Here is a 13286-nt window from a genome sequence, read left to right on the forward strand (position 1 = left end):
TAGGAGAAACTAAAGCAGGCTTCAAATGGGCCATTGTTTTTGCTTTTCCATCATTTTTATTCATATACAACACATGAAAAAATTACAGCTTATCGGCTTGGTAATGCTATATACGTTATTAAGCAGCACTGTTTTCGCTGCCGCTTTAAAAAATATAAAAGGTAAGGTTATTGATGCCAGCACTAAACAAACGTTGCCAGGTGCAACCATTTTTATTCCAGATTTAAAGGTTTCGGCCGTAACCAATAACGATGGAGAATTTACATTGAACAACCTTCCTTCAAAAGGAAGTTACCTGGTAGAGGTACATTATGTAGGCTATAAAACTGCTACACAGGTGGTAGATCTTGCTAACGCAGCTGCATTAGAATTCTCTTTACAGCCTACGGCAATCGAAACAAAAGAAATTGTAATTACAGGAAGTTTAATCAGCAGTACCAGCAAAAGAAACAGTGCTTCATCAGCAGTAGTGGGCAAGGATCAGCTTTTACAGCCCTCAACCAACTTAATTGATGCATTGACTAAAATTCCCGGTGTTTCGCAGATCACTACCGGACCATCCATTTCTAAACCTGTTATCAGGGGTTTAGGCTACAACAGGATTGTAACCTTAGATGATGGAATTAAACAACAAGGCCAGCAATGGGGCGATGAACACGGGATCGAAATTGATCAGTTTAAATCAGACCGTATTGAGGTTTTACGTGGCGCAGCTTCATTAATGTATGGGTCTGACGCATTAGGTGGTGTAATTAACTTATTAGAACCTAGTTCGGCACCTGAAGGACAAGTTAAAGGTGAATTTATCACCAATTACTCTACCAACAATGGCCTTACCGCCAACTCATTAATGTTAAACGGTAACGAAAATGGTTTTGTTTGGAGAGCCCGCGGAACTTATAAAAATGCTTACTCTTTTAAAACACCTACCGGATATTTTCCTAATTCGGGTTTTAACGAAACCGATTTAAGTGGTATGGTGGGTTTAAACAAAAGCTGGGGTTACACACATTTAAACGTTTCTAACTTCCATAATAACATTGGTTTCTACGAACCAACTTTAGATGATAATGGAAATTTTGTAAAAGAAGATGGTAGTGCATTTACCAACGACGATTATAAAAACCGTACTTTAGAATACCCTCGTCAGGATATCAGACACTTTAAAATTGCCCTGAATAACAATTTTATTATAGGTAATGGTAATTTAAAGGCCGATTTCGGTTATCAGCAGAACCAGCGTCGCGAATTGGATGGACCAGACCCGGCCTTATTCTTCGACCTTAAAACTTACAATGCCGACTTAAAATATTATATCCATGAAACCAATGGATGGCAGCCGGTTTTTGGTATAAGTGTAGATGATGCGCATAGTCAAAACAAAGGAACAGAATTTTTAATCCCAGCCTATGATACTTTCGGCTTAGGTGTTTTTGCTTATGCAAAGAAAAACTGGGAGAATAATACTTTTAGTATCGGTGCACGCTACGATTTCAGAAAAAATAACGGAAAACAATTGTTTGATGATGGCGAAGAACTTTTTGCTCCTTTTAAAAACAAGTTTTCTAACGTAAGTGGTGCCCTGGGTTTTACACATCAGTTTAACGATGAATTAAATTTTAAAGCCAACGCAGGCTCTGCTTTCCGTGCACCAAATCCGGCAGAATTAGGATCAAATGGTGTACATGAAGGTACTTTTAGGTATGAAATAGGGAATTCTGCATTAAGCCCGGAGCGCAGTTATCAGGTAGATGCTGCTTTAGAATATGAAGGAAAAATTGTGAGTGCAAGTGCGAGCATTTATAACAATTACATCCACAATTATATTTACGCATCAAACAATGGCGAACAAAGAACTGTTGATGGTACACTTTTCGATGTTTACCGTTACGGACAGGTAAATGCCAATCTTTATGGTGCTGAGGCAAGTTTAACCATCCATCCGGTTCCATTTATCCACTTCGAAAATACTTTTGGATACGTTCATGCACAGAACAATACGCTAAACAGACCACTTTCGTTTATCCCGGCAGGAACATTGAGAAATGAGCTGCGTTTCGAGCCTAAACTTAAAGGTACAAATGATGCTTACCTTTCTGTTGGCATCAACTCGGCATTTAAACAAACCCGTGTGGATGATGTTTTTGAAACACCAACCAGCGGTTACACCTTGTTAAACGCTGGAATCGGTGCTACATTTAATTTAGGTAAACAGCCTGTTAAACTATCCGTTTCGGCCAATAACCTGTTAAACCAGAAATATTACGATGCTTTAAGCAGGTTTAAACCAGGTCGTTTTGATCAGGAAAATCCTAATTTAGGTGTTTACAATACCGGTAGAAACATCACTTTCGGATTGTATGTTCCTTTTACACTGGTTAAATAAAGTCCTCTAATATCATTTATAGACAAAAAAGCGGAGCTGATCGATGAGATCACTCCGCTTTTTATTTAAGTACGTTTTAGATGAATCGTCCTCTCGACCGCAGTGGAGTAGATAGATCTAAAATAGATTTTGCTTCACAATAACTGATCCTCAACGGGATTATCAATGACAGAGTCTATTAGTACAATCGTCATTCCCGCGCAGGCGGGAATCTTAAAGCTTATTGCATTAAGATTCCCAATCGAGTTGGGAATGACGATTTCGAGCGGACCCGATAGCTATCGGGTGTAACGCAGCCTAGAAATCTGTCTGGAGAGATCTCTCCATTTCGCTTCGCTTCAGTCGAGATGACGGTACTATTTGAAGTCCTCAACTACTTCTTAAACGTTTCCCTTTTGGCCCTTACATACTGATTTGGCCATTCGCTATCATCGCCAAGTACCTGTGCGGCATGTGTAGGGAAATAGGCATCTCTCAGCGATTCACGGGCAATAAAAATTAAATCTGCCTTTCCTTGCTCCAGAATTTCTTCGGCCTGGTGCGCCTCAACAATTACCCCTACAGCACCGGTATAAATGCCGATTTCATTTCTGATTTTATCTGCAAAAGGAACCTGGTAATTTGGTCCGGCTGGGATAAAGGCATCAGGTACATTACCACCTGAAGAGGTATCAATTAAATCTACTCCACGATCTTTTAAAACTGCAGCCAATTGCAACGAATCATTTTCGTTCCAGCCACCTTCCGTCCAGTCGGTAGCCGAAATACGTACAAATAGTGGCAGGTTTTCAGGCCAAACTGATTGCACGGCTTCAACCACATCGATTACCAAACGGATCCGGTTTTCGAAACTTCCCCCATAAACATCATTACGTTTATTGCTTAGCGGACTAAAAAACTCATGCAATAAGTAACCATGTGCGGCATGTATTTCTACCACTTTATAACCTGCTTCTAAAGCACGTTTTGCAGCTGCCCTGAAAGCAAAAACAATATCCTGAATTTCTGAAATCGTTAATTCGTGCGGCTCTACCTGTCCTTGTTTAAAAGGAATTGGCGATGGACCAACAGGCTTCCAGCTGTTTTCGCCAGCCGCAATCTGTTCACCTCCGTTCCATGGCACCTCGCAACTGGCTTTTCTGCCTGCATGCGCCAGTTGTATACCAGCAATAGCACCATTGTTATGAATGAAAGAAACAATCTGTTTCAATTTTTCTACATGTTCATCTTTCCAGATGCCCAGATCAGCATAGGTAATCCTTCCATCAGCAGTAACCGCGGAAGCCTCCTGGATAATTAAACCTGCACCACCAACGGCGCGGCTTCCTAAATGTACCAAATGCCAATCGTTGGCAAAGCCATCAACAGCAGAATACTGGCACATTGGAGAAATAACAATTCTATTTTTTAGGGTTACGTCCTTTATGGTAAAAGGAGAAAATAATTTCGACATATTTTTTTTTTATTTTAACCACGAAGGGCACAGAGAAATACACAGAGTACACCGATTTTTCTCTGTAAAAAAATCCGTGTGCTCTGTGGTTAATATTACGATTAAAAACCAGCTTTATTTAATTCGGTATTGATCAACTGAATTTCTTCAGCGTTTAATTTTACGTTAATGGCTTCTGCATTTTGTACAGCTTGCTTTTCATTCCGCGCACCAACCAAAGCGATGGTAATGCCCTGGCGTTCAACCGTCCAGCGTAACACCAATTGAGATAAGGTTGCATTTTTCTCATCAGCCAATGGTTTTATTTTAGCCAAAAATGCATTCGTTTTTTCGATACTTTCTGGCGAGAAAAATTTGTTTCCCTGACGGTGATCGCCTTCTTCAAATTGATGGCCAGGTTTCAATTTTCCAGTCAGCAAACCGCGCTCCATCGGACTATAAGCTAAAACTGATTTATTTTTTTCAATGCAATAGGGGACAATCTCCTCTTCTACCCCACGATTCACCATACTGAATGGGATCTGGTTAGAAATAATTTCTAAAGTTTTGTCAGCTTCTTTTAATTGCGCTACATCATAGTTGCATACGCCTGCATAACGCACTTTACCCTGTTCAATCAACCTGCTCACGGCTTCGAAAGTTTCGCTGATTGGTGTGGTTATATCCGGCCAGTGGATTTGGTAAAGATCAATATAATCGGTACCCAGCCGTTTTAAAGATTGCTCACATTCGTAAATCACACTTTCTTTTCCCGCATATTTATAAATATCGATCTCCTTTCCATCGTTGTTTTTACTCTTAAAGCCGAAATCGCCCTTCGCCAGGTCCCAGCGCATTCCAAATTTGGTTACCAGTTGTAATTTATCACGCGAGATACCTTTTATTGCATCGCCTACAATTTCTTCACTATCGCCCTGACCGTAAATTGGCGCCGTATCAATCGAAGTGACCCCTAAATCGTAACCCGCTTTAATAGCGTTAATTGCATCGTTTCTATCTGTGCTTCCCCACATCCAACCGCCAGCAGCCCAGGCGCCAAATGTGATTACTGAAAGTTCTAAATCTGAGTTTCCAATTTTTCTGTATTCCATAATTATTTTTTAATGAGTTTATCAACCGCATAACTGTTATGCGGAAGGTAAGCGAGTAACACCGACAAAAATGCCACATGGATGAGTTGAGAAGGCAGCGCTTCCCAGTTCTCTATTACCGTTGTTCCGAAAATCAATGCTAAAGAAATCAGTCCGGCAAATAGTAATCCTTGCCTGGTAAATAAACCTAAGATAATCATCAATCCTGCTATAAACTCGGCAAAAGGCAACATATAACTGAAAGGGATCACCAATGCATCAGGCAAATAAGATTTGGAAAATTGCCCGACCATCCATTGGCTGAAGCCCGCAAGTTTTGGTAAACGCACTAAGCCATGTCCGAAAAAACTTAAGCCTATTGCTAAGCGGCCAAGTAAATATGCCCATTTTGTATCCATACTGTATCGATATACTACAAACATACAATCTCCATATTAATGATGTTTTAATGCAACAGTTATTAGACTGATATTTTACCGTTCCATGGCGTAGCGCTTAGCGTGAGGCGGATGGCGCTAGACATATCGCATGAAAACGCCAACCGCGAACCTCCCATCGCTAAACTTTTTTCCGAAATAATTTGGAGATCAACAAACAACATCATACATTAGTGTATTATTTAACTAATACAGTAGACATGATCAACATTAACAATCTTAATTTTGGCTATAGTAAGCATAAGCCATTATTTAAAAATATGAGCATGCGCTTAAGCAACGGCCATATTTATGGTTTGCTCGGTAAAAACGGTGCCGGCAAATCAACTTTATTAAAAAACCTCGCCGGTTTGGTGTATGCGCAGAGCGGCACATTGGATGTGATGGGCTATGATCCGGCGAAAAGACAGCCTGCACTTTTAGAGCAGATCTGTTTCATTCCAGAAGAATTCTATTTGCCATCGGTAAAAATAGATGCTTATATAAAAGCCAATGCCCCCTTCTATAAAAATTTCGACCACAATTATTTCGCTGATCTGATTAAAGAATTTGACGTTCCGGTTGAGCAGAAACTCATTAATATGAGCTATGGGCAGAAGAAAAAAGTAATTATTGCATTCGGATTGGCTACCCAGGCGAAACTGGTTATTATGGACGAGCCAACCAACGGTTTAGATATTCCATCTAAGGCACAGTTCAGAAAAATTATGGCTTCTGCCATGACAGATGAGCGTTGCATCATTATTTCTACCCACCAGGTTAGAGATTTAGATAACCTGATCGATACGGTAATTATGCTTGATGAAAATGATATTGCACTTAAAGCTACAGTAGAAGAGATTACAGCAAAGTTAACTTTCAAAAAAGTGAAAGAAATTGACGATAGCATCATTTATGCCGAACCATCGCTTTCTGGTTATAATGCGGTAATGCCAAACTACCAGCAGGAAGAAAGCAAACTAGATATGGAACTCCTTTTCAATGCCATACTTGCAGAAAAAATCAAATTTAAACCTCTATTCAGTTAAGCGATGAACAACACATTTAATATTAATCGATTTGGCTTATTGCTTAAAAGACAATGGCTTGATTTTGGAAAAATCTATTTAATCAGTTTTGGTGTATTAATTGGCGTTTTGGCCTTATTTTATAGCATAAGCTTAACAGATAATAATTTAAAATACCTTTCATCTAACACATTAAGTTTTAGATTTCCTCTCTTTCTGATTACGGGCTTTTTATTTGTAAGCATTATAGCGAACAGTTATTTTATGCACTTAGGACAAAAACCTAAAGCCATCATTAACATTTTGGTACCTGCATCGAACATTGAAAAATTTTTATGCGCTATATTCTACACCCTGATTATTGGAATACCAAGTTACTTATTATGCTTTTACTTGATCGATCTTTCCTTTATTTCTTCTGTTAGGGCAACCCATACTTTAACAGGAAGTTATACCGATTATCAAGGCAAAAAGGTAGTTATAGATTATTTAACTTATTTTTTCTCAACCGGAACCGTTAAAAACTTTTCCCAGTTTTATTATGTGCCGCTATTGATCAATAGCGTTTTCCTATTAGGCTCTATATTTTTCCAAAACTTCCACTACATTAAAACAGCAATTTCTATAATGGTATTTGGGGTACTTTGGGTTACTTCAACAATTTTTGTGCTGCAAAAACTAACCAACAATACAGTTTGGGTTGGAAACCACTACTGGCAAGACGAGGGTAATATCTTCTTCATAATGAGTTTAATAGGCATATTATTAACATTGGCATTCTGGTTTATCTCATTTATACGTTTAAAAGAAAAGGAGGCTTAAAATGGAATTTAACAACAACAAGGCCATTTACCTACAGATAGCTGAATATGTTTGCGAGCAGATATTATTGGGTAAATGGAAAGCCGACGAAAAAATTCCATCGGTAAGGGAAATGGCAGTAGAAATGGAAGTAAATCCCAATACAGTAATGCGCACATACGAATTGCTACAAGGCAAGAATATCATAAACAACAAAAGGGGAATAGGTTTTTTTCTGGCCGACGACACCATAGATCAGGTAAAACAATATAGGAAAACCAGTTTTATCGAAGATGAACTGCCGAACTTGTTCAGAAACCTTTACCTCCTGGAAGTTGATTTCGACGAGCTAAAATCCCGCTATCAAACTTTTGTATCACAAAACTTTAACGCCTAAAAAAATGAAAACAAGCAATAAATTATTAACAGGGCTGGCAATTGCCTTGCTTATTATTCCATTAACCGTAATGATCCTGATTGCCAAAGCAAACCGGATCGATAATAAAACCTACGATAAAATGTTAACAGGAGCCGAAACCACAGACAGTGATGTAGATCGGTTTATCACAAAATATCCTGTTCAGGCATTTCAACATGTGGTAATTAACGGCTCAGAATCATCTTTCCTAAATATTAAAATAATTGCCAACGATAAGTTTTTGTTTAAAGCAACTAATGATCTTGCACCTTATATCGAATACAAGGTAGATAAGGATGGTAAACTAAACATCTCTTTAAAAGAAGAACGTAATTACCAGCATGGAACATTGTTGATTTTTTCACCAAACTTAAAAGGAATTACTTTTAACAATGTATCTGTGGATGCTTTAGCAGTAAATACGGATAGTTTAAATGTAGAAATCACCAAAGGTGTAAACTTCAGATTTGGGGAGGATATGAAAGTCAAAAATCTGCACCTGGTAAAGAAGACTATATATCAACAACAAGATGTGGTGATACCCGGGATTACCATTGAAGATGCAAAAATTGAAAACTTGCATGCCGATATCACTGCAGGATACTTAACCGTAAATAACACGCCACTACTAAATGCTGATCTGAAATTGAAAGATGCAAAAGCAGAATTCAAAAATGAAGAAAATAAGAATATAGGCCCAATAGAAACCCTCTCTTTAAATAGCATGGGGAAGAATGATGTAAATTTTCAGCACATTAAGATAAACAAAGCAAGCGGAAACCTTTCTGATGAAACAAGCATCCAGATACCTACTGTTAATTTAAAGCAATTGATTAAATAACATTTCAGAATACCAAAACGATACTAATCATTATAGATTATTGTGATTTTGTAAAAAGGGCATGATTTTTAAGCTAACTAATTGGCAAAAGTTTAACTTGAGCCAATTAGTTTTTTAGTTTACGTCATTTCCAGTCAATGAAAAGATACTTCCTTTTACTTTCCCTTAGCTTATTTGTTCTTAGCCATGTAAAGGCACAAAAAATAGATACCCTTTCTATCACTTTGGATAACGTTAAATATCCTTATCCGGTTAAATACTTCCCCATTAATACCGAAGGACAGGATATTAAAATGGCCTACATGGATGTTGCGCCAACAGCAAATGCCAATGGAAAAACGGCCATCCTTTTTCATGGGAAAAATTTTGGAGGTTATTATTGGGGCAACGTAATTAAAGCCCTAACAAACATTGGCTATCGGGTTATTGTACCCGATCAGATCGGTTTTGGCAAATCGTCAAAAGCATTTATCCATTACAGCTTCCACCAAATGGCGGCCTGGAACAAAAAATTGTTAGATACGCTTGGCGTTCAAAAAACGGTGGTTTTAGGCCATAGTATGGGCGGTATGCTGGCTACACGCTTTGCTTTAATGTATCCCGAAACAACTGAAAAACTGCTGCTCGAAAATCCGATCGGTTTAGAAGATTACAAAACTTTTATTCCTTACATCACAACTGCCCAGCAATACCAAACCGAGCTAAAAACTACCGCAGAAAGCGTTAGAAAATATTATCAGGGCTCTTACTTTACCTATTGGAAACCTGAATACGAATACCTGGTTGATATTGCCGGAGGGGTAACCAATAGTGCTGATTATCCACGCTGGGCGAAGGTGGCAGCACTAACCTATACCATGATTTATGAACAACCTGTGGTTTACGAATTTCAGAATTTAAAGGTACCTACTGTTTTATTTATCGGTAAAGAAGATAAAACCATTGTGGGCAAAGGTTTGCTTACACCAGATCAGCAGGCTTTACACGGCCAGTACAAACTTTTAGGCAAACAAACTGCTGCAAAAATTATTGGCGCTAAAATTATAGAATTTGATGCCTGCGGACATATTCCCCACATCGAAATTCCGACAGAGTTTTTGGTGGCGTTAACGGGGAGCCTCTAATATAATATATTGAGTGATCGTCATTCTCGCGCATGCGGGAATCTTAATGCTTATGATAAGTGCAGGTATAAAGCATTAAGATTCCCAATCAAGTTGGGAATGACGACTATGCTAAATTAATTTATCTCTTTCCCTACAATTTTATTAATGCCCTGCATTTCGAAATCAATATCCTTTCCCATCGACTTCATTTTTCCATACAGTTCTATCCGCAGGTGACTGTTCAATACAATTCCCGTTTTAATGTCTACCGAAGTTTCTCCAGAGTTGGTTCCTTTTAAATCGGTTTCCATTGTGTTGCCCATTGCTTCAAAAATCCCTTTTGATACCAAGGCACCTTTTACACTTAGTACGGCAATACCGTCTTTCACTTCCTTTAAAGTATATTCCGTAATGGTTTCTATCGGCATACTCATTTGTAATTTCGTATCAACTGTCCAGCTATCGCCAATTTTGACCTCCTTACCTGGATAAATTTTAAACGACGATTCCATCGTTTCTTTTACTACTTCAGCACTGAACTGTTTACTTAAAGCACTTTTAATCTGCCTCACCTCACTGGTATCATTGCTCATCTTTGAAGCCATGTTATCAAGCATTTTATCTATACCCGCAACGGTTTTAATCCCTCCGTTTGGCGTTACGGTCATTAAAAAAGTAGCTCCCTTTAGCCCACTGAATGGGTTTTTCTTCGTGCTGTCCTGATCATCTGAATTATAAGTCATGGTAGTACCCATGGCAACAGATTTCATAAAAATCTTTTTATAGGTTACTTTAACATCCTTTTCGCCATTATGCCCCTCGGTAATGTCGAAAGTATAATCCGTTCCAATATTTTGAGTTAAATGTACCTCCTGACCGCCAATTTTCTGGTTAATGATCTGATCGGAATTAATCGAAAAATCATATTTATATCCCGTTGGATAATTTTGCCTTAATACATAGGTTTTCTGCGCAAACGTACTGATCGAAATCAAACTACAGATAATTGTTGCGAATATTTTCATTCTAGTTTTTATCATTTTAACCCGCAGGCTGTTGCGCAAAAATGCGGCTTAACTGAAAATACAATTCAGGATGTTTATCCTTTAACAACTCTGGTTTTTCAAAGAAATATTCTGAAACTACCGCAAAAAATTCGGCCTGATTGGTAATGGCATAAGGATTAATATCCGATTTATTGTCCTCAATTTTTGCAATCTCCTCATGCATCATTTTAATCCATGGCAAAGTATATTCATGCGCCATTAAATTTTCCGGAACACCGTCAGTCGCCCCATCCGATTTATCTAAAAGATGTACAAATTCGTGAATGGCCGTATTTTCTTTTCCTGCACTTTTAGAAAAACCATGGCGCAAAGCCGAACGCGATAAAATCATCTGTCCGTTCATGTAGCCTGTACCTACCATACCCATAATGTTTCTTTCTCCACCTTCAAACTCAAAATCTTTGTTAAAGGTATCGGGATACAATAAAACGCTGGTCAGATTTTTGTATTGCCAGTCATCGAAACCAAAAATAGGGATAACAGCGCTTGACGCAATCAATAACTCATCTAACGTGGTCATCTCCAAACCCACCGCTTCAATTTTAACCGCACTGAAAAATGCCGCCACCTTTTGCTCAAATTTAAGCTTATCTGTCGAATCGAGATTATGGTAATAATCCACATAATCATCCAGTATTTTCTTGTCTACATCCGTTAAAGGTTCAACAACAACCTTCTTCTTTTTAAGGATCAGATAAAGGGCAATCAGAAAAATGGGGATTAAATAAGCAAATGGCAACGAGTTCATAATAAAGATTACACAGATTAACGTGATTTAAATGGATTTAGGGTGATTACGCGGATTTACCACATAGGAGTTAGCTTTCAATAATTTCTAATTGCGTCAAAACATCTTCCCTGGTAACAGGATAAGGTTTATTATTGGTTATTGATTGATAAACGGCTTCGAAAAGGGGCAGATAACTTCCAACTTCCGATTTAATGATTTCTTCGGTTTTATTTCCTGCGGCATCAATGGTGGTTAACAAACCATCTTTACTTGCAGACTCAATGCCATAAGCCGGATCGGTTAATTTCATACCGGCCAGCAACTGTTCTTCCTGAATATCGGTTCTTTGTTTAATAAAGCTACCATTTACGCCATGTAAAACAAAGCCTGGCTGTGGGTTTACCACCAACATGCTCGAGGTTACAAAAACATTTACACTATCAGGATAGCTCAATTGGATCGAAAAATAATCATCTACCAAAGTACCAACCCTGTTTTTACCTAAAATTTTATGAAAACTCAAAGGTTTGCCAAATAAGCTGATCACCTGATCCAAAAGATGCGGACCTAAATCGTATAACAATCCGCTGGCCTCTAATGGGGTTTCTTTAAATGCCTTTGGCCCGATAACATTGCGGTAACGATCGTAACGCAGATGAACTTCAACCAGTTTACCTAGCTTGCCGCTATCGAGCACTTTTTTTACCGATGTAAAATCACTGTCCCAACGGCGGTTCTGGTAAAAGAAAATCTGTTTGCCAACGCTATCGGCCAGTTCGAAAAGTTCTTTGGCCTGCGCAGTGGTTGCGGTAAAAGGTTTTTCAACTAAAATATGTTTATGCGCGTTTAATGCTGCTTTCGAATGTTCGTAATGAAGGTTATTTGGGGTATTAATCACCACCAATTCTATTTCTTCATCACGCAGAAGCTCTTCAACGCTGTTGTAACTAATAATATTAGGGTAATCGTTAACTGCATTTTTATGGTTCCGTTCTACCACGGCTTTTAAACTGAAACCATCGTGCGCATTTAGAAAAGGAGCATGAAAAACCTTTCCAGACATGCCGTAAGCTAATAAACCTGCATTAATTGTTTTATTGATATTCGTATCCATAGGTTATAAATGTAACCAAAAATACCATTACCATTCAAGCTTAAGTGTTAAAAAGCCTAAACGTTTTACTTAAGGCTTACACGTTTTTACACTATCTTTGCAGATATGAAGCCGTCGGAGATTAATGCCAAATGGAAAGTTTTACAGGAAAGGATTTCAACTGAATTTGATTCGGATTTTCCTGATTTAAAGGTGATGCTTTTTCTCATCGGTGTTCAGGAACTGGGCAAAGGACCCAAAAAATACAGTAAACGCCAAAAGGAAGAACTGATGCACATTGCTACCTGCCGTTTATTGAGCGAAATGGGCTTTTATGAACTGGAAGGCTTAGATCAGGATGGCTGGCCGCACTGGAAATTAATCAAAGCCATTCCGCCTTATACCATGCTGGAACAGGAAATGTTGATGAAATCGCTGGTGGTGAGTTATTTTGAAGATATTTATTCTGCAGACTAGATCTTATCGTACTATCCGTGGTGTCAGATATTTCTATCTGACACAGATCTAATTAGTCAGATGGTAACATCAGACTGCACAGTATCCATAGTGGTATTCGATATTCCTATCCAACACAAATCCATCCGAAGATTTATTTAAAGGTTTTGGAAAGCAGGATCGTCTGCTTTTTTTAATGTTAGTCGGGCTTTTCGCTGTATCTCCCAATCCGATGAAGAATCGGGATCGGGAGGATGACGCTTCAATCCCGTTTAAGAAATTCTGCCGGTGCAACTATTTGGGGTTGCAGGGCAGTTTAGTGTGGAGAGCACTGTTTCAAGTTAACTAAACCTGATAGCAGCGGCACGCAGTAAAGCGAATAGGTACTGTCTTCAAAACC

The 13286-nt window shown here is 38.5% G+C and carries 13 protein-coding genes; 7 read left to right on the forward strand and 6 right to left on the reverse strand.

Annotation, left to right across the window (positions count from 1 at the left end):
- Positions 1 to 73: 73 nt before the first annotated feature.
- Positions 74 to 2386 (forward strand): TonB-dependent receptor, encoded by a 2313-nt coding sequence (locus U859_RS0111090; protein ID WP_025143442.1) that lies wholly within the window; start codon positions 74 to 76, stop codon positions 2384 to 2386.
- Between the two features lie 373 nt (positions 2387 to 2759).
- Here the strand turns inward: U859_RS0111090 and namA are convergent, their stop codons facing one another.
- The 3 genes from namA to U859_RS0111105 all read right to left on the reverse strand — a co-directional run bounded on the left by namA (position 2760) and on the right by U859_RS0111105 (position 5352).
- On the reverse strand, positions 2760 to 3839 hold the full coding sequence (gene namA / locus U859_RS0111095; RefSeq protein WP_025143443.1) for an NADPH dehydrogenase NamA: 1080 nt from the start codon (positions 3837 to 3839) through the stop codon (positions 2760 to 2762).
- A 101-nt stretch (positions 3840 to 3940) separates the two neighbouring features.
- Positions 3941 to 4930 (reverse strand): aldo/keto reductase, encoded by a 990-nt coding sequence (locus U859_RS0111100; RefSeq protein WP_025143444.1) that lies wholly within the window; start codon positions 4928 to 4930, stop codon positions 3941 to 3943.
- Positions 4931 to 4932: 2 nt separating this feature from the next.
- Positions 4933 to 5352, reverse strand: a complete 420-nt coding sequence (locus U859_RS0111105; RefSeq protein ID WP_240183037.1) for a DoxX family protein — start codon at positions 5350 to 5352, stop codon at positions 4933 to 4935.
- A gap of 215 nt (positions 5353 to 5567) precedes the next feature.
- Here U859_RS0111105 and U859_RS0111110 point away from each other — a divergent pair, with 215 nt between their 5' ends.
- The 5 genes from U859_RS0111110 (at position 5568) to U859_RS0111130 (ending at position 9558) form a co-directional block, all read left to right on the forward strand.
- Complete coding sequence (locus tag U859_RS0111110; RefSeq protein ID WP_025143446.1) at positions 5568 to 6395, forward strand: ATP-binding cassette domain-containing protein; 828 nt, start codon at positions 5568 to 5570, stop codon at positions 6393 to 6395.
- Between the two features lie 3 nt (positions 6396 to 6398).
- Complete coding sequence (locus tag U859_RS0111115; RefSeq protein WP_025143447.1) at positions 6399 to 7196, forward strand: hypothetical protein; 798 nt, start codon at positions 6399 to 6401, stop codon at positions 7194 to 7196.
- Position 7197: 1 nt separating this feature from the next.
- The gene (locus U859_RS0111120; RefSeq protein ID WP_025143448.1) at positions 7198 to 7572 is read left to right on the forward strand and encodes a GntR family transcriptional regulator; all 375 of its coding nucleotides are present in this window, start codon (positions 7198 to 7200) and stop codon (positions 7570 to 7572) included.
- A 4-nt stretch (positions 7573 to 7576) separates the two neighbouring features.
- Positions 7577 to 8434 carry a hypothetical protein gene (locus tag U859_RS0111125; RefSeq protein WP_025143449.1) on the forward strand — a complete coding sequence of 286 codons (858 nt, stop codon included), beginning with the start codon at positions 7577 to 7579 and terminating at the stop codon, positions 8432 to 8434.
- A 137-nt stretch (positions 8435 to 8571) separates the two neighbouring features.
- Positions 8572 to 9558: an alpha/beta fold hydrolase gene (locus U859_RS0111130; protein ID WP_025143450.1), complete on the forward strand. Its 987-nt coding sequence runs from the start codon at positions 8572 to 8574 to the stop codon at positions 9556 to 9558.
- Between the two features lie 116 nt (positions 9559 to 9674).
- Here U859_RS0111130 and U859_RS0111135 read toward each other — a convergent pair whose 3' ends face one another.
- The 3 genes from U859_RS0111135 to U859_RS0111145 form a co-directional block, all read right to left on the reverse strand.
- Complete coding sequence (locus tag U859_RS0111135) at positions 9675 to 10565, reverse strand: DUF6263 family protein (RefSeq protein WP_025143451.1); 891 nt, start codon at positions 10563 to 10565, stop codon at positions 9675 to 9677.
- A 16-nt stretch (positions 10566 to 10581) separates the two neighbouring features.
- On the reverse strand, positions 10582 to 11355 hold the full coding sequence (locus U859_RS0111140; protein ID WP_029985651.1) for a zinc-dependent peptidase: 774 nt from the start codon (positions 11353 to 11355) through the stop codon (positions 10582 to 10584).
- 70 nt (positions 11356 to 11425) lie between these two features.
- The gene (locus U859_RS0111145; protein WP_029985652.1) at positions 11426 to 12451 is read right to left on the reverse strand and encodes a Gfo/Idh/MocA family oxidoreductase; all 1026 of its coding nucleotides are present in this window, start codon (positions 12449 to 12451) and stop codon (positions 11426 to 11428) included.
- Positions 12452 to 12556: 105 nt separating this feature from the next.
- On the opposite strand from U859_RS0111145, the gene U859_RS0111150 reads away from it, so the two are divergent.
- Positions 12557 to 12907: a hypothetical protein gene (locus U859_RS0111150; protein ID WP_025143454.1), complete on the forward strand. Its 351-nt coding sequence runs from the start codon at positions 12557 to 12559 to the stop codon at positions 12905 to 12907.
- Positions 12908 to 13286 lie beyond the last annotated feature (379 nt).

Origin of the sequence: Pedobacter jeongneungensis (assembly GCF_000633455.1) — a bacterium.
GTDB lineage: Bacteria > Bacteroidota > Bacteroidia > Sphingobacteriales > Sphingobacteriaceae > Pedobacter > Pedobacter jeongneungensis_A.

Excerpts from the sequence above, each read along its gene's own strand:
- U859_RS0111130 (WP_025143450.1), top strand. The coding sequence starts at position 8,572 with ATGAAAAGATACTTCCTTTTACTTTCCCTTAGCTTATTTGTTCTTAGC.
- U859_RS0111105 (WP_240183037.1), bottom strand. The coding sequence starts at position 5,352 with ATGTTTGTAGTATATCGATACAGTATGGATACAAAATGGGCATATTTA.
- U859_RS0111140 (WP_029985651.1), bottom strand. The coding sequence starts at position 11,355 with ATGAACTCGTTGCCATTTGCTTATTTAATCCCCATTTTTCTGATTGCC.
- U859_RS0111090 (WP_025143442.1), top strand. The coding sequence starts at position 74 with ATGAAAAAATTACAGCTTATCGGCTTGGTAATGCTATATACGTTATTA.
- U859_RS0111125 (WP_025143449.1), top strand. The coding sequence starts at position 7,577 with ATGAAAACAAGCAATAAATTATTAACAGGGCTGGCAATTGCCTTGCTT.
- U859_RS0111135 (WP_025143451.1), bottom strand. The coding sequence starts at position 10,565 with ATGAAAATATTCGCAACAATTATCTGTAGTTTGATTTCGATCAGTACG.
- U859_RS0111120 (WP_025143448.1), top strand. The coding sequence starts at position 7,198 with ATGGAATTTAACAACAACAAGGCCATTTACCTACAGATAGCTGAATAT.
- U859_RS0111145 (WP_029985652.1), bottom strand. The coding sequence starts at position 12,451 with ATGGATACGAATATCAATAAAACAATTAATGCAGGTTTATTAGCTTAC.
- U859_RS0111150 (WP_025143454.1), top strand. The coding sequence starts at position 12,557 with ATGAAGCCGTCGGAGATTAATGCCAAATGGAAAGTTTTACAGGAAAGG.
- U859_RS0111115 (WP_025143447.1), top strand. The coding sequence starts at position 6,399 with ATGAACAACACATTTAATATTAATCGATTTGGCTTATTGCTTAAAAGA.
- U859_RS0111110 (WP_025143446.1), top strand. The coding sequence starts at position 5,568 with ATGATCAACATTAACAATCTTAATTTTGGCTATAGTAAGCATAAGCCA.
- namA (WP_025143443.1), bottom strand. The coding sequence starts at position 3,839 with ATGTCGAAATTATTTTCTCCTTTTACCATAAAGGACGTAACCCTAAAA.
- U859_RS0111100 (WP_025143444.1), bottom strand. The coding sequence starts at position 4,930 with ATGGAATACAGAAAAATTGGAAACTCAGATTTAGAACTTTCAGTAATC.